Raw genomic sequence first — 24,500 nt, forward strand, 5'->3', positions numbered from 1 at the left:
TCGAGTGAACACTCGGGCTTTTTTTTACTTTCTGAATTTTTTACGTTCTGAAAAGTCGTCTAATGTTCGGTTTCCCATAGATAAATACGCTTTGAAAAGCTTGTTTGAGCAAAACAAAACACTTTGGCTTGTCATCGATAAGCCCCTGTCAAAACTATTAACCTCTATTATTTCACCTGATCGAATTCTCTATATCGATGTAATTGATCGCTGGGGAAAAAGGTATCAAAAATGAGAAGCCACTCGCACGCTGGTACCTGTAACACGCAAAACACCACACAAAAAATGAATGAAAATGAAAAGTTCACTTTTTTTATGTGATCAATGTTAAATAATGACCCACAAAAGCAGCTGTTTGTCAGAAAGTATTTGTTTCATTTATATTTCATTATTACCTTGTTATCTGTTCGTTGCGATCTATATCTAAAACTTTTGCTGTCGGAACGAACCGGTACAAACAACTATATGGATGTTAACAATGAAAATGAAAACTCTAGCCGTTGCAGTGGCGGCACTAGCATGTGGTACACAGACTTTCGCAGCAGAAATCTACAACAACGATGGCACATCTATGTCTATCGGTGGTCACGTTTCAATTAATTTGAACGGTTCTGACGAAGGTGAAACAGATGTTGGCACTAACTCTCCTCGTATCAATCTTTCTGGTAAGAAAGATATCGGTAATGGTGTGACAGTTGATGCGAAAGGTGAATGGCAATTGAACTACCTTAACGGCGGTGAGAATTCATTTACAACACGTCTAGGCTACATTGGTGCAACGCATGAGCAGTTCGGTCGCGTTGTTGGTGGTACGCAATGGTCACCTTACTACGACGTAGCTGGTGTTGCTGACTTACCAATTGCATATGCAAATGATTTTCTATACGAGAACCACAATAATTTAGGTTCAGGCCGTGCGGAAAAAATGCTTAGCTACCGTAAGAGCTTTGAGTTTGGTGAGGGTTTTGGTTTCAATCTAGGTCTAGGTTGGCAAGGTAAGCAAACTGATAAGAAAACAAGCTTAGAGAAGGTTGATGAAAACTGCACTGTAAAATGTGCGGTGTACGAAAAAACAACGAAAACGGTATATGACGCACGTGGTCAAATTGCACTAAGCACTCAACTTGCAGGCTTTGGCCTGGGTTACGTTTACAGCGGTGGTGATGTTGCTACTGGCACAATGACTAAAGATGCGACATCGCACATTTTTGCTGCTAACTACGGCGAATACGGCTCTGGTCTTTATGCCGCTATCGTGTACGGTATGAATGAATACTTCTATGAGGGGTTGGAAGAGACAGTACAGCTTGAAGGTCTATTGGCGTACGGATTTAACAATTTAACGCTAAGCGTGAACTACGAATCTGTAGAAGATGATAAAACAAGTAAGACACTGTTTAGCCAAAGTGCGCTACAAGCAGAGTACGCAGTAACGTCATCGTTCTATACGTATGCAGGTTACCAATTTGACCTAGGTAACGATATCAAAAAAGCAGAAGATGATTCTTGGACACTAGGTGCTCGTTACTACTTCTAATAAATAGGACAGTTTCTACTGCCTAAACACAAATATTGTGTTAACGCCTACTTGTTATGAGTAGGCGTTTTTCTTTTTGTTGAGATCCTAAATGAGGTGGAAAACGTCTCATTAAAAATGCCCGCAAATGGCGGGCATTGTTTTTTACTGAGTAAACCGCTTACTTGGTTTCGAGCAAGTCTAAGAAAAATGCGTACTCTAGTGCATCTTCTTTTAACCGTTTAAATCGACCCGATGCGCCACCATGTCCTGCTTCCATATCGGTCTTGAATATCAGAACATTATTGTCCGTTTTCATCTCACGCAGTTTGGCTATCCATTTCATTGGTTCGAAATATTGTACTTGGGAATCGTGCAATCCCGTTGTGACTAACATGTTCGGATAGCTTTGTGCTTTGATATTGTCGTACGGTGAGTAGTTAAGCATGTAATCGTAATATGCTTTATCGTTTGGATTGCCCCATTCATCGTATTCGTTGGTGGTCAGTGGTATTGATTCATCTAGCATGGTGGTGACGACATCCACAAACGGTACGTGAGCACCAATACCACGATACAGTTCAGGTGCTTGGTTAATGATTGCACCCATCAACAATCCTCCAGCTGAACCGCCAACAGCAAATACTTTGTCTTTTGCTCCGTAACCCTCTTCAACAAGACCTTTTGTCACATCAATAAAATCATTGAATGTGTTTTGTTTGGTCAGCTTTTTGCCGTCTTCATACCAAGGGCGTCCAAGCATCTCAGAGCCACGGATATGAGCAATCGCGTAAACGAAACCGCGATCAAGTAGGCTTAATCGGGTTGAGCGGAATGTTGGTTCAATAGTGGCACCGTAAGATCCGTAACCGTATTGGTAAATTGGGTTGGTACCATCTTTTTTAAATAGGTCTTTGCGATAAACAAGTGATACTGGCACTTGTTTACCATCACGAGCGGTCACCATGATGCGTTCGGATTGATAGTTATCTGCATCAAAATCACCGAGTACCGGTGTTTGTTTCATGATTTCTGACTCACCTGTATTAAGGTCGAAATCAAAGTAAGTTCCTGGTGTGGTTAGGCTGCTATAGTAGATGCGAACTTTTGAGTTATCTAATTCGTAGTTACCTGTCAGATAAGCAGCAAAAGCGGTATCGTTAAACTCAAGTGGGAATTCTTTGCCCGTTGACAACTGACGAACCTTAACGGTCGATAAGCCGTTGGCACGTTGCTCATAAACGAGGTGATCATCAAATAGATCGAAATCGACAAGTTGAGTGTTGTTGTCTGCCGGGATGACATCGACCCACTTTGAACGGTCGTGCATGTCTTTGGTGTTAACTTTCATCAAACGGAAATTCACCGCTTGATAGTTGGTGTAGATGTAGTACCAATCGCCCAGTTTAGCGATGCTGTACTCAATGCCCGTTTCTCGCGGATAGAATAGTTCTGCTTTAGCATTAGGGTTGTTGGCATCAATGACTGAAACGCCGCTCGTTTCTGTGCTTGAGTGCCAGATATAGACTTGTTCGCCATCTTTGCTTTTACTTAAGAAAGTATAGTAAGCGCTGTCAGTTTCTTCGTAGATCAGTTCATCGTTTGCTTGAGGTGTACCCAAAACGTGGCGATAAACTTGGTAACCAAGTAGTGTTTGTGGATCTTTCTTAATGTAGTAGAAAGCTTGGTTGTCGTTCTGCCATGCTATTGCACTTGAGGCGCCTTCGATTTCATCTTTTAGATATTCACCTGTTGTGAGATCTTTTATTTTGATGGTGTAAATGCGACGGCTCAGGGTATCTTCGCCGTAAGCCAAAAGGTTTTCATTTGGGCTGATATTCAATCCACCAATGCTGAAAAATTCATGTTCTTTCGCCAGTTCGTTCACATCTAAGATGACATGTTTATCTGTGCCAGAAAAGTCTTTAGCACGTAGGTGAACTTCATACTCGTTGTCGCCTGTGACTTCGTTTGAGTAATAGTATTTGCCTTTGCGCACTGGTACTGAGCTATCATCTTTTGCTATGCGACCTTTGATCTCCTCAAACAACTGTTCTTGCAATCCTTCAGTGTGCTTCAATACGGCTTCTGCATACTGATTTTCTTGTTCAAGATGCTGCAAGATTTCTGGATCTTGTCTTTCGTCATCACGCATCCAGTAGTAGTTATCGATTCGTGTATCACCATGAATCGTCATTGCATGAGGGACTTTCTTGGCAACAGGAGCTTGAGTTTGTTGAGCAACGAGTTGAGATTGGGAGTATTCATTCATGGTTGGTATTCCTTGGTTGCTGCATCCGGCGATGAGCACGGCCGAAACGGCCAGAGTAGTTAAAGTGAAGCGCATCTGTATGTCCTTATTTTGTACCTTACTCGTTTTAATGCCAGCATCCTTTTAATTGAGAGTTCAGGTACATTGGTTTTCTTCCAGTGATGGGGTTTATATCGGATACTGGCTCGGTATGTTTTTAAGCAATGGTTCTTTTATCAAAGATTTGAGGGGATGTTAAATGCAAATGCTGGTGGATGGGAGCTATTCGTGCAACAAAAAAGGGACATACTGAAAAGCATGTCCCTTTTGGAGATAATCGATACTTGTTTTAGATAGCCAATGGCATTTCGTTTGAGTGATCGTGTTTGCGATTAACCCAACGTAAGCCAAGCATTGCGATGATCGACATTGCCATCATTAAACAACCAAGTGGCATTTGGTCTTGCGCCGGGAAGAATGACGCGAATAATGTCGCGATACCCGCCCCAAGGTTTTGCATACCGCCCAAAATCGCACCACCAGTACCAGCATGGTATGGGAATGGAGATAGAGCGCCAGTTGTTGCTGCTGGGAACAAAATGCCTGCACCCAAAAAGTAGATGGTTGCGCCGCCAACAAGTGTCAAAGCTGTTGTCATACCAAATAAACCAGGAATTAGGACAACGGCAGAACCAATAAAAATTGCGACCAACCCTACGTTCAATGCACGACGCTCAGAACGACGCTGCGCAATGTAACTTGATAGGCCAGCACCAACCAAATAACCAGGGATTGGCAATACGAAAAGCAAGCTGACTGTGGTTGCCGGCAAACCTAATACGCCGCCCAGCAGTACGCCTGCTGCCGCTTCAAATACTGCTACGCCCGCGAATGTTGCGACCAGCACCAACAAGAAACCTTGGAAGCGTTTGTCAGACAGTACGAATTTGTAGCTTTTTACGACCGATTCATGTTTGCGACGTTCCTTTGGTAGTGTTTCCATCATGCTTGTCATCATGGTGATTACAACAGCGATACCAAATAGCGCTAAGAATAAGTAACTTGAACGCCAGCCAAATGCTTCAGTGAGGTAACCGCCAAGTACAGGTGCAATCAGTGGTGAGAAAATCACACACATGCTGATCAAGCTGTTTGCACGGTGTAGTTCAGGACCTTCAAAGCAGTCACGAGTTAGAGTACGAGACATCGCGCCCCCACAACCAATACCCAAACCTTGAATGAAGCTACCGGCTAAGAACCATTCGTATTCATGGGCAAACAACGCGACTAAAGTACCGAGAATGTAAATGATCAGACCGGCGATAATGATCGGTTTACGACCAAGGCGATCAGAAAGCGTACCGTATACAAATTGCGATAGACCGTAAGGGATCAGGTAACAAGCCATCACCGCCTGCAGTGAAGACGCTGATACCAAGAATTCTCCCGCCATATGACCGATAGAAGGCACGTACATCGTTTGAGTCATTTGACCTACGGCAGTCAGAATTGCGATTAAAAAGGTAAGTTTCGCTAATGGAAACGTGGCGGACATTTGCGTATCTCTCCAGAAATTTAAGACGTAAAAAGCCTTAGCGCTCCATATAGGAGAGCCAAATAAAGAAAGTGATTAGGGAATCTAGGCGCGAGATATTAGAGCTTGGCTGCTGACTTAGCAACCAAAAAGTGTGAACTTGAGCAAGATAAAAATCTATGATTTGGATTAGAAAAACTAATCTATTTTTGTTGAATGTTGAAAACTAAAAAGGGAGCCGAAGCTCCCTTTAAAATTCAGTGCTCATTGAGAACAACTTTCGTTATTCACGACCTGACGCGTATGCGTAAAGCAGTTCAAGAGCGACAGTTGCACCAGCTAGCGCTGTGACATCACTGTGGTCGTAAGGAGGCGAGACTTCCACAACGTCCATACCCACGATGTTCATGCCTGCGAAACCACGAATGATCTTCAGAATTTTATCTGAGTTCAGACCACCACAAACAGGTGTTCCTGTACCTGGAGCAAACGCAGGATCCAGACAGTCGATGTCGAAAGTAACATACACTGGCTTATCCGCAACCGTGCGACGAACTTCTGCTAGAATTTCTTCTACTGACATGTCGTTCGCTTGCATTGCATTGATCACATTGAAGCCGTGGTCTTGTTGGTCATACTCAGTACGAATACCGATTTGCACAGAGTTCTTAGCAGAAATCAGACCCTCTTTTGGCGCATGGTAGAACATGGTGCCGTGGTCGTAAGAACTGCCGTTTGCATAAGTGTCAGTATGCGCATCGAAGTGAATCAGTGCCATTTGACCGTGATGTTTCGCGTAAGCACGTAGGATTGGTAGCGTGATGAAGTGGTCACCACCCAAGCCTAGCATTGTCTTACCGCTTTTTAGAATTTCGCTTGTTGCTGCTTCTAGGCGGTAAGTGAAATCTTCTGCATCACCACAATCGAACACGAGGTCACCAGCGTCGATTACTTTCAATTTATCAAATACGTTGAAGTCCCAAGGGAACTTCTTGCCTTCCCAAGCAAGGTTTACTGACGCACGACGGATCGCATCTGGACCCATGCGTGCACCAGGACGACCAGATGTCGCCATGTCCAGAGGAACGCCAAGTACTACAACGTCTGCGTCTGCCGATACAGGGTTTTTGATGTACGGTCGACGAAGAAACGACATAGAGTTGGAGTAAAGCGAATAATCGGTTTTAGTAAACAAATCATTCATATCAGAAGTCCTCTAAATAGGTGTAGCCTGCTAAACCTTGTTCTAGTTCAGCTAGGATTTGTTCTTGTTCATTGGCCTCAACACGTTCGGAAACCAATTGCTTGTAATTGTCACGAATCGCATCTACGTCGATATGAACGTAGCGCATCATGTCTTCTACGCTATCACCTTCGTTGATGTAACTGATCTCGAATTGACCTTGTTCATCAACATTGACTACTGCACTGTGGGTATCACCAAATAGATTGTGCATATCGCCAAGAATTTCTTGGTATGCACCTACAAGGAAGAAGCCCATTAGGTACGGCTTGTCGTTGCTCCATGCTGGTACGGGTAGCGTGCTCTCGATGCCTTGGCCATCAACATAGTTGTCGATAGCACCGTCGGAGTCACAAGTGATGTCCAACATCACCGCACGACGCTCTTCTACATCACCAAGTCCAGAAAGTGGGAGAACAGGGAACACCTGATCAATACCCCATGCATCTGGTAGAGATTGGAAAAGAGAGAAGTTTACGAAGAACTTATCTGCAAGACGTTCGCTCAACTCATCCAAAATTGGACGGTGAAAACGGTTCTTTGTACTCATCTGGCGGCTTAGCTCGAAGTAGATGCGTAGTGACAATTGCTCTGCCCACGCACGTTGTTCAAGGTTCAACACACCAGTTGCGAATTGCGAGTGTACCTCTGCTAAATCGCTTTGGGTATCATTATAAATTTCGATCAATGCGCGAGCATCGGTGCCATCTTGCAAGTTCTCCCAATTTCGCCACATATTCTGTAGCAAGATAGGGGCATCTTCAGCAGGTTCGAAGACTTCTTCTGGTTGGTAAGTTTCGGTACCAATCACGTTTGAAATCAAAACCGCATGGTGAGCGGTCAAGGAACGACCTGATTCAGAGATAATCACTGGCATCGGTTGTTCATACTGCTGACACACGTCGCCAACGGTATTCACGATATTACGTGCGTACTCAGCAAGACCGTAGTTCATTGAGTTTGAAGATTGGCTACGAGTACCGTCGTAATCGACAGCCAAGCCACCACCAACATCGAAGTAATCAATGTTGGCACCCATTGCACGAAGTTCACAGTAGAAACGAGCGGATTCATTTACACCATTACGTACGTCACGGATGTTTGCCATCTGTGAGCCTAAGTGGAAGTGAACCAATTGCATGGTATCCAGTTTGTCTTCGCGTTTTAGGCGTTCGATCACACTTAATACTTGGGACGCAGATAGGCCGAACTTCGACTTCTCGCCGCCGCTTGCTTGCCATTTACCCGCACCTTGAGATGCAAGACGGATGCGCAAACCAAGTCGAGGCGTTACGCCTAGGCTTTTTGCTTCTTCAAGTACCAGATCAAGCTCGGTTAGCTTCTCTAGTACGATAAATACTTTGTGGCCCAATTTCTCGCCGATCAGCGCAAGACGTACGTACTCCCGGTCTTTATAACCATTACATACAATAACGGAGCTACCTTGCTGAGCCAGTGCCAATACTGCTAGCAATTCTGGTTTACTGCCCGCTTCAAGACCGAGTTGTTTCGTCTCCAATTGAGCTTGGCTCGCAAGGATCTCGTCAACAACTTCACGCTGTTGGTTTACCTTGATTGGGTAGACAAGTAGGTAATTGTTTGGGTACTGGTATTCTTCAATGGCTTGGTTGAATGCTTGGCAAATACCATGCACACGCTGATGCACGATTTGCGGGAAGCGAACTAACACTGGGAGGTTAAGTTCTCTTGCTTCTAGCTCATTGACAATGGCACTGAAAGGGATTTGGTGGGCGCGGTCACTACGAGGTGATACATATACCTCGCCTTGGTCATCAATTCCGTAGAAGCCTTGGCTCCAGTAGTGAACGTTGTAGTCCGCACGAATGCGATCTAATTTGGATGCTTTTTCCACATCGAATCTCACAAAAATGTACTTAAGTCCTTAATTTAATAGAAGAGAAAGTACAAAAAAGCAAATCATGAGGCATTAGCCTCATACCCCGACACGAACTCCGTGTGCGCGCATTAACGGTCAAAAGCACTCGGGAGTCTAGTAATTAAAATCTATCCTATCGACAAGGAGTTGTTATGAATGTGTTCTGTAAACATTTGTTTAACAGAGTGTCCATTCTACTGTTATAGTTGGTCTGACCAGTTTTTGGTGTCTGTGGTAAATTGACGTTCACTACTTGGTAACATTTTCGCCATTCAAACATCCCCTATGACTAAGAAAACAAGGATACGTTTTGCAGCTACATAGAATCCAAGGCTACATTCAAACCATGTATCTTGCTGAGTATTCAGATAAATTGATGCTGCTTGATGGTGCTAGTCGAGCAGATATCCCGAACCTGAAAGACTTTATTGAACACCAACTTCATCGTCCTTTCAACGAACTCAAGTTGGTGGTGGTGACACATATGCATCCTGATCATGCTGGTGCAGCGCACAAACTGCGTGATTTAACGGGATGCAAAGTGTTGGCAGCAAAGCGAGAGCGTCATTGGTATGGTGGTTTAGACGGTTGGCTTATGCACTTGACCGATTTGGTTTTGGCTCGGTGGATGGCGAATAGAATGCGAAAGCCCAAGCGTAATTTGTGGTATTCACGAAAGCTTCGTCCTGATATCGAGCTGGTGGATGGCGACGTGATCCCTGGGTTTGAAGATTGGCAGGTGTTGGAAACGCCAGGGCATACTGATCGAGACTTATCCGTGTATCACGCCGAACAAAACGTATTGTACGTGGCAGACTTAATGGTGAAAGTAAAAAGCCGTTTGATTGCGCCTTTTCCTATATTCCACCCGAATCAGTATCGTCAATCGTTGTTGCGAGTCTTTGAAATGAATCCAGCGTGTTTGTTGGTTGCTCACGGAGGGGAGGTCGATTTCGACCATAGTGCTTACCAGCACATCATGAATACTGCGCCGACAAGGCCGATCACACATTGGCGTGTGACAAAGATAAAGATAAAAGGGTTGGTTCGCTCTGTACTAAGAAGTAAGAAAGCCATTTGAATAAAAAGAAAGGAAATAAGAAGAAAGAAATTTCAAGAAAGGCGTAAAGAGCCAGATGAGCGACCGTGAAGTTCACTCATCTGTAGCTACGGGGATTATGGTGCCAGTAGGTGTGATTGGCTAGGGTCTACCAGAACTTTGTCTGCCATACCCTGACGGCCTAACAACATCATGTATGTCATTTTGCCACGGTTTGTCAGCGTAATATCGATTGGCCATTCTTGTCCGCCCATACGCAACATTGTCGTGATAACATAACGGTGCTCAAATGTGCCGTTTGATGATTTTACTTTACGATTTGCTTTTACTAGCGCTTTACAGCGAACCACTTGCTCTAAGTGGTAAACATCTGGGTGCAAATCGAATTCAACGTAAGATTCACCGTCTTTTTCAACACATTCAAGGTTATCTACGTGAATAGAAGAAGTCTGTGCACCGGTGTCGATGCGCGCTTCTAGGTGAGTAATCCCTAACTCAGGTAAGCAAATTGCTTCGGCGTTCCCAATGATCATTTTCTGATTCATAGTCTCATCCTAGCGATGGTTTTCAGAAAGAGCCTCAAATAGGGCTCTTTCTGATAGAATTATCAACCTTTACCGCGAGTACGGTTAGCGTTTGGTTTAGCGTTTTTCTCAATGAAATCGAAGATCATACCAGCAACGTCTTTCTCTGTTGCAGTTTCGATGCCCTCAAGGCCTGGAGAAGAGTTGACTTCCATTACAACAGGGCCATTTTTCGATTGAAGAATATCAACGCCACATAGATTTAGACCCATCACTTTCGCGGCGTTCAGTGCAGTTGCACGCTCTTCTTTGCTTAACTTAACCAGTTGAGCAGAACCACCACGGTGTAGGTTAGAGCGGAACTCGCCTTCTTTTGCTTGGCGTTTCATCGCTGCAATCACTTTGTTGCCTACAACAAAACAGCGAATATCCGCACCGTTAGCTTCTTCAATGAACTCTTGCACCATGATGTTTGCCTTTAGGCCCATGAATGCTTCGATCACGCTTTCCGCTGCTTTGGTTGTTTCAGCAAGCACAACGCCGATACCTTGAGTACCTTCAAGTAGCTTGATAACCAATGGTGCGCCGCCAACGTTTTTGATCACATCTTGAATGTTGTCTGGGTGGTGGGCAAAACCAGTACGTGGTAGACCGATGCCTTGGCGTGAAAGCAACTGCATTGAGCGCAGTTTGTCACGTGAGCGGCTAATTGCTACTGATTCGTTCACACAGAATGTACCCATCATTTCGAACTGACGTACAACAGCTGTACCGTAGAAAGTGATAGATGCACCAATGCGTGGAATGACCGCATCGTATTTTGGCAATTCTTCACCCTTGTAACGAATCTTAGGGTTGTTACTCGTAATATCCATATAACAGTGCAGAGTATCGATAACATCAACTTGATGTCCGCGCTCTTCACCCGCCTGCTTTAGGCGCATGGTTGAATATAGATTCTCATTACGAGAAAGAATAGCAATACGCATGGCAATTCCTTAGTAAGTCAGTACCAAATTAAAAATGTAAGTATAGAGTATAGTGAGCAGGTGTGAATGATGTGACAGAACCCACTCTCTTCAACGATTTAGAATTGTGATTGGACAACCACGTCGTCAGAGGGCGAACCTTAGGGGGTTTTGCTAATGGATAAAAACGAAAAAAAATCATCGTCACGATAAAAATTATTTATCAAGTGCTCAGGCCTTACTGTACGCGACTGTCAAGGGAGAAATAAATAAAAATTAAGTAAAAAATCATCGCTTTTGGAATGAATATAACGAAATTAAGTCTTCTTTTGGTCGCTGATATTAAGCGTTTAAATATGGTTTAACAAGCATTAAGCCGTTTAGATGGCTATTTTGATAGGAGAAAGTCGCATCCCATAACCCCCAATAATACTTCTTTGATCGTCTGGTATCGCAGCGGCAGTGTGCGACTGCGTTTTCTCACCAAAAACAAATCTTCGTATACGGGTTGTTTTAATTCCGCCACATACAACTCTTCTCGTAAAGAAAAACTCTCAACCGCGCTGTACGGTAGAACAGTAAAACCAAGTCCTTTACTGACAGGCAATAGGATTTGGCTCAATTGGTTTACGTAGCCAGAGAGTGGCATATCGCTGACCTTAATCTCTTTAAGTAAAGGCTCTGCACATTGGTCGAAAAATAGCGTCATGTAGTGTTCAGCATCAGGATGACCAATCACACCACAACGTATTAGGGCCTCAGGCGTTAGTGGTTTTCCTTGATAAGATTTCGGCAAGATCAAACACAAGGTTTCTCGACCAATTTGCTCGCTCTGGAACACGCTTTTATTCGGTGAATAAGTCACGATACCCATATCAATGCGGCCATCGGCAACACCATTTAGAATAGATTGGTTGGGCGCGGCTTCTAAATGAATGGACAGGCTACGGTGTTGTTTTTGTTTCTCAAGTAGAGGGTCAAATAGCATTAACGCAAGTGCCCCAGAACAAGCCAGTTTACAATGGCCAGCAAAGGGGTCATCGAAGCTCAAATCTTCCAGTAGGTTTTTCTCTTTCTCTTCAAGATCTAGCGCGTAGGCATACACCATGCGACCTTGCTCAGTCAGCTCGAAGCTTTTGTTTTCACGTTTTATAAGTGGGTGCTGACACGCTTGCTCTAGCTTTTTAATGTGCTGGCTGACGCCGGGTTGGGTCATGTAGAGCTTTTCTGCGGTCTGAGTAAAGTGGCCGACTTCGACAAGGGTTTTAAATGTGTGTAACCAAACTGGATTGAGCATAGGGAATGTTTTGCCGTAAGCGTGCTAAAGAAGTTGTGGAAATAATAGCATGATGGGGAGTGGAACAAAGAGAAATGGCAGGCAAAATAAAACCCCGCCTGGTTTCCCAGACGGGGCTTATTCTTCTTCGCAGCAATCCGGCTACTAATAGGTGCTCCCTGCATCTATCCTTGATTGTGGCTAAATCCTTTAACCGAGTTCCTTGTTCATCGCCTTCCTAGCGGTGTCCATTCTTGCCCGTCATCCTGACTGGCGAACCCTATCCTAGAGTTTAACGACATCCTTGCTGATAACTCATCCTAAGCTACCACATCTTCTTCCTGAAGATACCCAATCCTTTAGGCTTTTTCCTGTTCCCGCCAACATCCTGTCGACACATTTAGTATTGACGTTTTACTGATGGCTCTCAATTAGCTAGACAAAGAAAAATAGAGTTATCAATATGTGGTTTTTAAATTTTCGTTTTAATATCAGTTGCTTATTATTTAGTGCAATTTAATCTTAGATGTTTTTAGTCGTTTGGCTTACATGTTTTGTAAGAGATCTCTTACAAATGAACTGGCTAATATCTTGTTTAGAGAGATTTCTAAATTCGCTAAAAGGTGTTTGATATCACAGATTAAATGGATTCACGCTAGCAGTAAGTAGATTAAAATTTTATTAAAGGTGTTGCAGGGAACTTGATTGAAATTTTTCTGTCATAAGCAGAGAGTAATTTTACCGTAGCAACAAGATAAAACGGCTTAACTGGTCAAAAAATGACTGCAACGACCCGGTTTTTATCATTATGTTGTGAAATTTGTCACGGTTAATTAACTCAATCCCCGATAGATTGGAGGGGAATAAAACCTTAGACAATAAGCTCATGATGAGCGTTACCTATATAGATGAGGGAGATTACTATGAAAAAGATGAGAAAAGCTCAGTTGCATCGTGTTCGCATTCAATACTGGAAAGACACGAAAACTGAAATGTCTAGAAAAGCATAGTTAACCACACTTGAAGAAACCGAGCTGGCAATGGAATTGATACCTTTCCCATTAATTGCCAGCTCTAAGAACCTAACACGACCTATTTACCCCACTCAGCAAAGCAACTGCTAACCACTTTCTTTTCCAATATTTTTTTGCCTAAAATGCAAAAAAGCCAGTCCGAAGACCAGCTTTTCAATCATTGCTCTGACTTACTAATTACAAGTAATTTGCGTCAACCAACTCGCCTGCTTGTGCGTTGCGAACTTCTGGACGAGCTTGTAGCCAAGCGAGAACTTGCGCTTTCTGTTCTTCTGTCGCACTTGCGTAGCGATCTGTTGAACATAGGAAACCTTCGAATAGCTCAAGGCCGCCACCGCCGAAGCATAGATTTAAAGTATCAATGTAGTCGATAAACTCATCAACGAATGCATCGTAACGGTCAAAGTCGTTGATGTCTGTTTCACAGCTGATCTCGAAACCCAGGATCGCAAATTCACCAAGGAACAGCTTCTTGCGAAGACGACGATTTTTGTTATCGATTTTATCTAGTTTCATGATTATTTCTCGTAGATGATTGAATATATCCGAGTAACTTTATACACCCTATTTAAGGTGAAACCCAGCGAAAATCGGCACTATCGTTACCGAATCTTGTTTTATAACATTCTGTAAACATAACTTTCATACACATCGAGTATTTCTGTCATTTTTCTCACTCACACTTCATCACGTCCAATCAATGGAAATACCATCTTCTAATAACGAACATGAATACTGGGAAAGCGACACCATGAGTAAGGAAACTTTTGACGCAACACGTTTTAACCAAAGTAAGAACAAGCCTTTTGAAGAGGTACTGGAAGCCAATCTTTCACGACGCAGCATAATAAAAGGTGGCGTTGGGATCAGTGCAATGACGGCTTTTGGAGCATTTGGTCTTGCAGGGTGTGACTCTTCAACCTCGGGTAATTCTGTCAAAGCGGCTTCTGGTGCAGCGAGTGCCGTATTGAATTTTGAATCCATTCCAGGCTCATTAACCGATGCGGTTGCGATTCCGCCGGGTTACACGGCCCAAGTGCTTGTTCCTTGGGGAACGCCTTTGAATGCGCAAGGCAATGACTGGAAAGACGATGGTAGCAATACCGGGACAGATCAGCTTAATGCGCTTGGAATGCATCATGATGGAATGCATTTCTTTCCATTGAACGACAGCAGTACCGATGGTCTATTATGTATCAACCATGAGTACATTGATTTGTCTGCTTTACATCCAAATGGCCCGACGGTTGAAAATGGTGTGCGTACGATTGTAGACGAGGTACGTAAAGAAATAAACGCACATGGTGTGTCAGTCGTTCGTATTCAATTAAGCGATAATCAATGGCAGTTAGTGGATAATGACCCGCTAAATCGTCGCTATACTGGCGCGACGGTTATGGATCTTTCTGGTCCTATCGCGCACACGAGCCTTGCCGTAACACGTTTTTCCCCAGATGGGAGTCAAGCGCGAGGTACTTTGAACAATTGTGGTAATGGTTATACCCCTTGGGGAACCTACTTGACGTGTGAAGAAAACTGGCCTGGTTATTTTGTTAATGCTGGCGTTCGTACACAAGAGCAAGACCGTATTGGTGTCGATGATGAAAATACGCGATATTTGTGGGAAACGTTAGCAGGGGATGCAGAAGAGCGATTGGATGAGTTTGCACGCTTTAACGTCAAGCCTACGGGCAGCAGTGCGATGGATGACTATCGCAATGAAGCAAACGGACATGGTTATATTGTCGAAATTGACCCTTATACGCAAAATTCACGAGCGAAAAAACGCACCGCATTAGGTCGCTTCCGTCACGAGGGGTGCACGTTCGGTAAGCTTGAAGCAGGCAAACCCGTCGTATTTTATTCTGGTCACGACTCTCGCTTTGAGTACCTATACAAATTTGAGTCTGCTGTGGTTTGGGATCCTGCAGATGCAAATCCATCAAATCGTTTGGCAATGGGCGATAAATATATGGATGACGGCATATTGTATGTTGCTCGCTTTAACGAAGACAGTTCGGGCACATGGCTTCCATTGACATTGGACAGTACAACGGTTTCTGGCGGGACACTAGCAGACCGCTTTTCTTCATTAGCTGATATTATTTTGAACACAGCAGGTGCGGCTGATTTAGTCGGCGCGACACCAATGGACCGTCCGGAATGGTGTACAGTCGATCCATATACTGGCTCGGTGTATCTGACGTTGACTAATAACACCAGACGTACAGATGAAACTAACCCTGCCAATCCACGTTTGAATAATAAATTTGGTCACGTTATCCGTTGGGATGAGGGAGAGGTGGCAACTGAATTTACATGGGATATCTTTGTATTTGGTTCGCCAGCAAATGGTGATGCAGATACCAACCGTTCAAGCCTAACGGAGCTTAATCAATTTGCTAGCCCTGATGGTTTGGCTTTTGACCCTCGTGGTATTTTATGGATTCAAACCGATAACGGTGCAGACGAAGTAGAGGAATACACGAACGATCAAATGTTGGCCGTCGTGCCATCTAAGCTCACTGATGAAAATGGTAACCAAGCCACGATAGGGGCAGACAACCAAGCGGAGTTAAAACGTTTCTTTGTCGGTCCAAATGGGTGTGAAGTCACAGGCTTTACCATCAGCCCTGATTACAAATCGCTATTCGTCAACATTCAACACCCTGGTAACTGGCCTTATAGTGATAACGCTGCGGAAGCGACGCCAGCAGGTATGACTGTCCGTCCTAGAGCGGCAACGGTGGTTATTCGCCGAGAAGATGGTGGCGAAATTGGCGTATAGCCTAGCAAGACTCACCTTCTCGTGAGGTTATATTAGGTGTAATAAAGCCCTGTGCTGACAGGGCTTTGTTGTTTCTATCTAAATAAAAATGCACTTTATATCTAGGCTTGTATCTAGATGATAAGCTCAGCTTTTTAATGATCCACCGGCAGTACGAATCACATCTTGGTACCAGAAGAAGCTCTTTTTGCGTTTGCGCTCTAACGTTCCTTGACCATCGTTATGGCGGTCAACATAAATAAAACCATAACGTTTGCTCATTTCTGCCGTTGAGTTCGCAACGAGATCGATAGGCCCCCAACTCGTAAAGCCCATGAGTTCCACGCCGTCTAGCATTGCTTCATGAGCTTGCACTAGGTGGTCATTCAAGTAAGCGATGCGGTAATCATCTTGAATTTCACCGTTTTCATCGATTTCATCACGTGCACCTAGTCCATTCTCTACAACAAATAGTGGCTTTTGGTAGCGATCGTGTAGGAAGTTCAATAGAACGCGCAAACCTTTTGGGTCAATCAACCAACCCCATTGGCTCTTTTCGAGATATGGGTTTGGCACGCTGTCGACGATATTACCGACTTCTTTTTGTTTTGGATCTGCACTCGCACAGCCACTGGCGTAATAGCTAAATGAGATAAAATCGACACTTGCCGACGCAATTTCTTCCAAGTCGCCAGCTTCCATCTGGATTTCAATGCCATTTTCTCGGAAGTAGCGCGTCATGTAACCCGGGTATTGACCGCGTGTTTGCACATCACCGAAGAACAGCCATTTGTTGTTTTCGTGCATTGCGGCAAGAACGTCATCAGGGTTACAGGTGTATGGGTAGTTGATAGCGCCAAGTAGCATGTTACCAATTTTGCCGTTTGGTACGATTTTTTGACACAGTTTCACTGCTTTCGCGTTCGCAACCAATTGGTGGTGAATCGCTTGGTAGATCTCTTGTTCATTGGCGTCTTCTTGCAAGCCAACACCAGTAAATGGTGCGTGTAAAGACATGTTGATTTCATTGAACGTGAGCCACAGTTTTACTTTGTCTTTGTAGCGTTCTAGAACCGTGCGTGCGTAACGCTCAAAGAAATCGATAACGCGACGATCGCCCCAACCGCCATAGTTTTCAACCAATGCGTAAGGCATTTCGTAGTGAGATAGTGTCACGAAAGGTTGAATATTGTGCTCAGCAAGCTCTTCAAAAATCTTATCGTAGAATGCCAAACCCTCTTCGTTTGGTTCTGACTCATCACCATTTGGGAAAATGCGACTCCACCCCAAAGAAAGACGCAAACAGTTGAAGCCCATCTCTTTAAATAGAGCGATGTCTTCTGGGTAGCGGTTGTAGAAATCGATCGCTACGTCTTTGATACCTGGAGTGCGTTCTTCACGGGTTTGATGTGGGCTCAGAATACCGTTTGGCAGCATGTCTGATGTCGATAACCCTTTCCCCCCAAGGTTGTACGACCCTTCTACTTGGTTGGCTGCAATGGCACCGCCCCAAAGAAAATGTTCTGGAAACTTAATCATGTTTCTCGCTCTTTATGGTTTTGAAATTATGTGTTCTGTGTGTTTGAGAATAGTGTAGGTGAGAGTGCGATTCTTGTATTGAGATCGTATTTTTCCCAAAGCGTGAGGAATAATGGTTTTATTGATGGGATTGTAATCAATAATCTGAACGTAATTTGAGGGGGCACATCAGGATGATGCGGTTTGAAACAGTAAGTGAAACGTGAGACCGTGCTGTGGATTCGTTTTTACTGAAACACTTCCACCCATATCTCGCATGTTGTTTGCGGTGATGGCTAATCCAAGGCCTAGCCCTTTCCCAATTTTTTTTGATGTTTGGAATGGCTCAAATATTGAGCCTAACTGTTCCTCTGGCACGCCACAACCATTATCACTGATGGTTAATTCGATCAGTTTTCCCATTGGGTTAACAATAAGATTTAGCTGTGGTTGGTTGGTTTCTATCATGGCATCTAGAGCGTTAGATATAAGGTTTCCGAGTACTTGGAGTAACCTTTGCTCTTCCCCTTTAATTGATGGTAATTCATGAGGGATTCGTACTCGCACATCGATAGGGGCAAGTTGAGACTGGTAGAGACGTAATGTTTCTTCCAATGCGGCTGTAAGCGATATTGCCTGAAGGTTTTCTGGTTTGCTGTAAGCAAAGGTTTTGAGTTGGCGAGTCATACTTGCCATGCGATCAATGAGTTTTTGGATTAAAACATTATTGGCTTTTACCATATCCACCTCACCGCGCTCGATGAGCAGTTCATTGGTGGTGAGCAAGGTGCGCAAACCTGTTAGAGGTTGGTTTAACTCGTGAGTAATGGCGCTCGACATTCTGCCCAAGGCTGCCATTTTACTCGATTCAATTAATTGGCTTTGCGCTTCTTTCAGGGCTTGCGTGCGCTCTTCTACTCGTTGTGCCAGTTCTTGGTTGACTTGTTGGAGTGACTGTTCTGCTTTTTTACGTTTACTGATGTCGATAAGGGTCGCTAAAAAGTATTGTTCGCCATGCAAAGGGAAGCGGGTTAAAGAGAACAAGATCGGGAATACACTGCCATCACTTCGTCTGGCGAGCGTTTCTGCGTTACTAATTTCAGCTAACTCTCGGTGTTTAGGTAAGTCCTTAAGTAGCGTTAACGTCGTTGAATTTTGATTGCCAGCATCAAAAAGTTCCCAAGCAGATGTCTCACGATTGACGCTTTCAGGCAGAGAGAATAACCGTTTTGCCATCGGGTTAAGATCGAATAACTTGCCTTGTTCATCAATCAGTAACAACCCAACATGAGTCTTGTTGATCATTTGCTTTAAACGGCGCTGAGATTCTTCTAGTAGTGATTGAATTCGTCGTTGGTTGAGATTTTTTTGATGACGCTGTACACCGATAATTGACAGTAAAAGGATTAACAATAATAGGGCGACGACACCCCAGCCAACCATGTTGATCGTTTGCTGAACGGGTTTAATCGGAGAGAGGTAACTGACGTACCAATCCAAATCATCGAGTTTGACGGTATGTGCAAAATACCGCTGTTTTTGCAAAGTCCAGACTCGAATAATCGTGTCATCGTAAAGGCGTTGGGTTTCAACGTTAATGGTATTGTTCTGTTCGTTAAACCAGTCCGCGTTGTATGTGGCGCTGCTTGATAAGATGAAGCGTTGCTGACGATTTTGTAAAGTGATGATGTCTTGACTGGTAAGAGTCTGATCGGTGAGCAAGCTTAAGTTTATTTGTACGACAACAATCCCCGCAATTTCGAGGCCATCATAAATGGGGGCGGCTAAATAATAGAGCGGACTAGACCCCTTGGTTTTATTGACCAAAGAAACGCCGCCGCCTTGGTTATGTATTTGCTCAACGATAGCTTGGCGGTCCGGCAGACTAAAGCGCTCATCAACTAAGCTAGATACCAAGACTTCTCCCTTAGCGGATAGAATTAGCCAACCCTCTGTATTTGCCGCTTTATCGAGTTGTATCAGTTGGGCCTCAATCGGCTCGTAGTAAGTGAGGTTCCCTTTCACAAAAGCGATGGTTTCTGGATTGTTGGTGACCAGATAAGGCAGGTGATAGAAACGTTTAAGGGCGCGTCGAACTTCACCAATATAATCAAGTAGTTTTTGCTGAGCATCGGTTTGTGACTGCACATTTAACCATTGACGGGCAACCTCCCTACTGGCGGTATAGCAGAATGAAATTAATACGCTAGCAATCGCGATGATTAGCCATGTTTTCCTATTCTTACTACGCAACATAAGGGCTCCTTAACGAAACTGATACAAGATTGCGCTTAACCTTTTGGATGTTAAAGACTTGTAAGTGAGAAGTGAGATCCAGCTCCTTTTCTCTGTATGGTTTTTTGTTAACGTAAGCCAAGAACGATTTGGCTCGCTAGCTCAGCGACAAAGCTATCCCTTACTACTCACGGTAGGCACTTACTTATGGCGTTTGATGATATCCCCAAGATTGCTCTTATCGAAGACGATGACATCGTGCAGCAGGCAACAAGCCAATGGCTGCAATTAGCAGGGTTCGACGTTGCTTCATTTTGCTCAGGTTTGGAGGGGCAAGCGGCCATTTTGTCTCAAGATTTTGATGCAATTGTGAGTGACGTGCGTTTACCCGATACCGATGGTTTGCTGATTTTAGAGACGCTAACTAGCAATCAAATAAGAACGCCGATCATACTGATCACTGGCCATGGCGATGTCGATATGGCGGTAAGTGCACTGCAAAAAGGGGCCTTTGATTTTATTGAAAAGCCGTTTTTACCTGAACGTTTATCCGAGCGAGTTAAAGAAGCCGTAGAAACGTATCGTGCGCAAGCCTCAACTCAAGTTCGGCATGAGTACTTAGCCAGTGTCAGCGGGCTTGAGGAAGTGTTGATTGGACGAAGTCGATCCATGCAACAACTGCGAGAACAAATTGCAAAGCTGGCAAGAATGGATACCAACGTGATCATTTATGGTGAAACTGGCAGCGGTAAAGAGCTCGTTGCGACTAGCCTCCATAATGAGAGTCGACGTTATGCCCATCATTTTGTTCCGATTAACTGCGGCGCAATTCCTGAAAGCTTGTTTGAAAGTGAATTGTTTGGTCATGAAGCGGGCGCATTTACAGGAGCAAGCAAAAAGCGCATTGGTAAATTGGAGTATGCGGATAAAGGCACATTGTTTTTAGATGAAATTGAGAGTATGCCGTTACCGATGCAGGTCAAAGTGTTACGTTCATTGCAAGAGCATACTGTCGAGCGAGTCGGTGGAAATAAACAGATCGCGATAGATTTGCGGGTGATCGCTGCCGCAAAAGAAGATCTTAACGATCATGAAGAGTTTCGACAGGATCTTTATTATCGACTTAATGTTGGGCAAATTTATTTGCCACCATTGCGAGAACGAGAAGACGATGCCTTGATACTGTTCGAACACTTTGCCGTTCAAAGTAATCCAGATTATCGTCCTTTAAGTAGCGCGGATAGAAAAGCTATCCAGACTTATGCTTGGCCCGGTAATGTACGTGAACTGCGTAACGTGGCGATTCGTTTTGCTTTGGATGATGCGATTTCAGTGATGGAAATTTTATCAACGCGCCCATCTTCTACGACAGAAGAAACCCAAACTGGTGTGCCATTGGTTATACAATTGCACAACTTTGAACGTAAAGTATTGCATGATTCGTTGATTCGACACCAAGGGCATATTAGTGAGGTCATGCTAGAGCTCGATTTACCACGTCGAACGCTTAACCAAAAAATGCAAAAATTTGGATTGAATCGGGCCGACTATACTTATGCTAATCGTAGTAAATAACGGGTCATTCTAGCTTGTTATAATACTCGATAACCCCGTTGAAAATTTAGGCGGTAGAATAACTACTTATCGAAAATTTTAGCCTGGTTTTCAAGCGTTTTTCCAACGCTAACTCTGATCACCGCAATAAAGCTTAACTCTAAAATGGCGATAAGTCGTTATGCACGTTGTTCGTAGAACGGTTGTTTAAAACTTGCTGTTTTAGCTGATAGCATGGTGACTCTGTCTCTACCTTGTTCTTTTGAATGGTAAAGTGCATGGTCGGAGCGAGAAATAACGTCGTGTAATCGCTCTCCAGATTTTATCTCAGCAACACCAAAACTCATGGTTATCCTTTTCTCTTTGCTGCCTTGACAGGATGCATTCTTGATCGAGTGTCGTAGCGTTTCAGCATGTTCTGCCGCCTGATGAGCAGTGTACTTTGGTAGAACGACCATAAACTCATCCCCGCCAAAGCGTATCACTTGAGCCTCTTTGGGCAGATTTCGACTCATGATATTGGCGACACTGACAATCGTATTGTCACCAGCTAAGTGACCAAACTCGTCGTTAATATACTTAAAGTTGTCGATATCCGTCATGATGATGCTTAGCGGTTCTTGTTTGGCAACGGTTTTTGCAACGAGATTGGGAATCACATCTTCCATTGCTCTTCGATTGAGTAATCCGGTTAGGGCATCTTGAAACGATAAACTTCTTATGGATTGCAGCAGCCTTGCATTGATTAACCACAACATGCAAAAGCTCATGGAAACAACCAAACAAATGCTAAATAAAAAAGTTAATTGATGAACCAAACCTGCCGTCATAAAGTTGTTGAGCTCTGAGTCGAAGTAAGTCCAAATGGTTCTTCCGATCATAAAGGCGCTGAAGCCAAGTAAGGAGGTAGCCATGCCAACCATTGGCAATTGGAGATCACGATTTCTCCCTTTGAGCATGGCGTAAGCACTGGCAAAAGTAACGGCAGATAAATAGAGGCTCACAACAATGATACGACTACGAATAGAGGGAGAGTGAAAAGTAAAATAATAGATTCCACCGCTTGTGAATGGGAGAGCCGCAGTGAGATAGCGTGCGATGTTGAGGGGAAAAGCACGAAATAGACTCAACCCATATAATGTCAGCAGAAAGCCAATCAAAATGATCGTATTTGAAGCTGTGACGGTGAGCCAGTCTGACGCACTGTCTCTAAGACTCAACAGAAAAGGTCCTCCACCAATAAACAATAGCGAAATTGCAAAGCACGATAGCCCTGGAATTTTACGTTGATTGAATTGGTAGAAGATAAGCCCAATTGAGTAGATACAAGAGAAAAGAATAATAATGAAGTTGAGCGTTCTTATATCTAACGAAAAGTTATCCATGTTGCCATCCTAGCATCCTAACTACTTGTGTATCGATCCTTTACCTATCAATAGTAAATATGATTCATAGTAGATTAATTACTCTCAAATGTCTTGAATAGCTGATACTTTTCGCAGTTAATAGAAGTAGCCCACATTTGTGGGCTAATGCAATGAAACAATCTCAAGTCGTAGAATGTTCGAAAGCAACGTGCCGCTTAGCTCTATAAGTGAGTACTCCTAATATGACTATCATGATTGTTGGAACTATCCAGCTGGCAAAGTACTTGTATAGCGGCATATTATTATTTAGCCATTGGTTTGTCACTTCTGGCATGTAGTCGAGAATATGCAAGGCATCGATGCATCCAAAAGTAAGTGCGGTACATGTGGTAATAACCACCATCATCTGAGACATCTTGTTGCGTACGGGTGCCATTATCATTAGTGCAATTGCGACGGGATGAAGGGCAACAACGGCTGGCAAAGTGATAGCAAGTAGCTGCTCTAGACCTACGTTTGCGATCAAACCCGCCAGTACCATCGTTGTGATCACACAGCCTTTGTAGTTCACTTTGCAAAAGGTGCTGTCGTAGAACTCGCTGCCCGCGGTGGTAACACCAATCGCTGTTGTCAAGCATGCTAAAACCATGACCGCGCCTAATAGTAAAGATCCAAAGGCACCAAAGTGGTTGAAAGTAAACGCTGTTAATATGTCTCCACCATTACTGAATTCTGAGCCTAGATAAGAACTCGTTGACCCAATGTAAGACAATGATACATAAACAAATGTCATTGCAATTGCGTACATTAAAGCCGCGATAAGCGTGTACTTCGCAGTGGCTTTAGGGCAATCCACCCCCATGCTGCGAATTGCACGGAAGATAATCCAACCAAAGCCAATCGAGCCCAACGCATCCATCGTCATATAGCCTTGAGTTAACCCCTCAGCAAATGCCCCTTCCACGTATGGCCCCGTTGCTGATGTCAGTTCACCTGCAGGGTAAACCAATGCTGTGACTGACATGACCACTAAGATAGCCATCAATGCAGGCGTTAAGATTTTGCCTAGGTTATCAATTAGCTTACCCGGGTAGAGGGCAAACAGAATAGTGATAATACAGAAAGCAATAGTAAAAGGCATGAGTGCCATATCACCAAAGGTTGGCGCAAAGCTGAATTGGTAAGCGACAGTAATAGCACGCGGAATCACGAATGCTGGACCAATCACGATAAATACCATCACCCAAAAACTGGTTGCCAAAGGTTTAGGTAAAGCAGCAGTCAGCTTGTCAGAACCATTAACAATGGCAACGATCACAAGTGCCATTGCAGGTAGTCCAACTCCCGTTAATAGAAAACCGGACATTCCACTAAGGAAGTTTTCTCCTGCTTGGTAGCCTAAAAAAGGCGGGAAGATCAGGTTACCTGCACCTAAGTACATGGCAAAAGTCATAAAGCCCAAAGCGGCGATATTGCGTGCGCTTAACATTGTTATTCCTCTTACATTTCGCTTGAAAGAAACAGAAGGAATAAGGGGAGGGTGGCAACATTCCGTCAGCTTCTAATCAAGCTGACAGAAATTTTAGATATAGCCTGTCAGCTCTGAATCAGTTTCAGAGAGAGCAGGAGGATCGCAGCAGCAACGCCAGATGGGCGTTTAAAAGCAAGTAGTAATTGCATTGTTGCTGACATGATTGATCCTTAATGATGAAATTACACCAAGGAATACGTTTGCCTTGGTGTGCATCTACACTAA

Annotated in this window: 16 protein-coding genes and 1 pseudogene; 5 read left to right on the top strand and 12 right to left on the bottom strand. The window is 43.9% G+C overall.

Translation table 11 applies throughout. The features are described 5' to 3' along the window. Positions 1-79: 79 nt before the first annotated feature. Together VA249_RS24115 and VA249_RS15190 are read left to right on the top strand one after the other, a co-directional pair. Positions 80-263, top strand: a pseudogene (locus VA249_RS24115) (ABC transporter substrate-binding protein); the annotation flags it as partial. A 215-nt stretch (positions 264-478) separates the two neighbouring features. After that, complete coding sequence (locus tag VA249_RS15190; protein ID WP_221071289.1) at positions 479-1,537, top strand: porin; 1,059 nt, start codon at positions 479-481, stop codon at positions 1,535-1,537. 160 nt (positions 1,538-1,697) lie between these two features. On the opposite strand, the gene VA249_RS15195 is transcribed toward VA249_RS15190, so the two are convergent. The 4 genes from VA249_RS15195 to speA form a co-directional block, all read right to left on the bottom strand. Beyond that, complete coding sequence (locus tag VA249_RS15195; RefSeq protein ID WP_221071291.1) at positions 1,698-3,863, bottom strand: S9 family peptidase; 2,166 nt, start codon at positions 3,861-3,863, stop codon at positions 1,698-1,700. Between the two features lie 253 nt (positions 3,864-4,116). Continuing rightward, positions 4,117-5,322: a multidrug efflux MFS transporter EmrD gene (gene emrD, locus VA249_RS15200; protein ID WP_221071293.1), complete on the bottom strand. Its 1,206-nt coding sequence runs from the start codon at positions 5,320-5,322 to the stop codon at positions 4,117-4,119. 262 nt (positions 5,323-5,584) lie between these two features. Further along, positions 5,585-6,505, bottom strand: a complete 921-nt coding sequence (gene speB, locus VA249_RS15205; protein WP_039976066.1) for an agmatinase — start codon at positions 6,503-6,505, stop codon at positions 5,585-5,587. A gap of 1 nt (position 6,506) precedes the next feature. After that, a complete protein-coding gene (speA, locus tag VA249_RS15210; protein ID WP_221071300.1) occupies positions 6,507-8,417 on the bottom strand; it encodes an arginine decarboxylase in 1,911 nt (636 codons plus the stop codon). A 370-nt stretch (positions 8,418-8,787) separates the two neighbouring features. On the opposite strand from speA, the gene VA249_RS15215 reads away from it, so the two are divergent. Then, positions 8,788-9,522, top strand: coding sequence for an MBL fold metallo-hydrolase (locus VA249_RS15215; RefSeq protein WP_221072178.1), 735 nt, complete (start codon positions 8,788-8,790; stop codon positions 9,520-9,522). Positions 9,523-9,617: 95 nt separating this feature from the next. Here the strand turns inward: VA249_RS15215 and VA249_RS15220 are convergent, their stop codons facing one another. From VA249_RS15220 to VA249_RS15235, 4 genes are all read right to left on the bottom strand, one after another. Further along, the gene (locus VA249_RS15220) at positions 9,618-10,046 is read right to left on the bottom strand and encodes an ATP-dependent zinc protease family protein (RefSeq protein WP_128812516.1); all 429 of its coding nucleotides are present in this window, start codon (positions 10,044-10,046) and stop codon (positions 9,618-9,620) included. A gap of 62 nt (positions 10,047-10,108) precedes the next feature. Next, positions 10,109-11,014 (bottom strand): 30S ribosomal protein S6--L-glutamate ligase, encoded by a 906-nt coding sequence (gene rimK, locus VA249_RS15225; protein ID WP_128812517.1) that lies wholly within the window; start codon positions 11,012-11,014, stop codon positions 10,109-10,111. A 367-nt stretch (positions 11,015-11,381) separates the two neighbouring features. Continuing rightward, complete coding sequence (locus VA249_RS15230) at positions 11,382-12,290, bottom strand: LysR family transcriptional regulator (protein ID WP_221071301.1); 909 nt, start codon at positions 12,288-12,290, stop codon at positions 11,382-11,384. A 1,190-nt stretch (positions 12,291-13,480) separates the two neighbouring features. Then, complete coding sequence (locus VA249_RS15235; protein WP_128812519.1) at positions 13,481-13,819, bottom strand: YggL 50S ribosome-binding family protein; 339 nt, start codon at positions 13,817-13,819, stop codon at positions 13,481-13,483. A 235-nt stretch (positions 13,820-14,054) separates the two neighbouring features. Between VA249_RS15235 and VA249_RS15240 the strand changes: the two genes are divergently transcribed. After that, the gene (locus tag VA249_RS15240; protein ID WP_221071302.1) at positions 14,055-16,091 is read left to right on the top strand and encodes a PhoX family protein; all 2,037 of its coding nucleotides are present in this window, start codon (positions 14,055-14,057) and stop codon (positions 16,089-16,091) included. A gap of 126 nt (positions 16,092-16,217) precedes the next feature. Here the strand turns inward: VA249_RS15240 and VA249_RS15245 are convergent, their stop codons facing one another. Together VA249_RS15245 and VA249_RS15250 are read right to left on the bottom strand one after the other, a co-directional pair. Further along, positions 16,218-17,609 (bottom strand): glycoside hydrolase family 1 protein, encoded by a 1,392-nt coding sequence (locus VA249_RS15245; protein ID WP_221071303.1) that lies wholly within the window; start codon positions 17,607-17,609, stop codon positions 16,218-16,220. Positions 17,610-17,777: 168 nt separating this feature from the next. Beyond that, positions 17,778-19,844 (bottom strand): sensor histidine kinase, encoded by a 2,067-nt coding sequence (locus tag VA249_RS15250; protein ID WP_221071304.1) that lies wholly within the window; start codon positions 19,842-19,844, stop codon positions 17,778-17,780. A gap of 186 nt (positions 19,845-20,030) precedes the next feature. Between VA249_RS15250 and VA249_RS15255 the strand changes: the two genes are divergently transcribed. Beyond that, entirely contained in the window at positions 20,031-21,398 is a 1,368-nt protein-coding gene (locus VA249_RS15255) for a sigma-54-dependent transcriptional regulator (protein WP_221071306.1), read from the top strand. Positions 21,399-21,556: 158 nt separating this feature from the next. Here the strand turns inward: VA249_RS15255 and VA249_RS15260 are convergent, their stop codons facing one another. Further along, positions 21,557-22,762, bottom strand: coding sequence for a GGDEF domain-containing protein (locus tag VA249_RS15260; RefSeq protein ID WP_221071307.1), 1,206 nt, complete (start codon positions 22,760-22,762; stop codon positions 21,557-21,559). 163 nt (positions 22,763-22,925) lie between these two features. Further along, positions 22,926-24,233, bottom strand: a complete 1,308-nt coding sequence (gene brnQ / locus VA249_RS15265) for a branched-chain amino acid transport system II carrier protein (RefSeq protein WP_221071309.1) — start codon at positions 24,231-24,233, stop codon at positions 22,926-22,928. Positions 24,234-24,500 lie beyond the last annotated feature (267 nt).

The sequence above is a fragment of the Vibrio alfacsensis genome (genome assembly GCF_019670485.1).
Taxonomy (GTDB): Bacteria; Pseudomonadota; Gammaproteobacteria; order Enterobacterales; family Vibrionaceae; genus Vibrio; species Vibrio alfacsensis.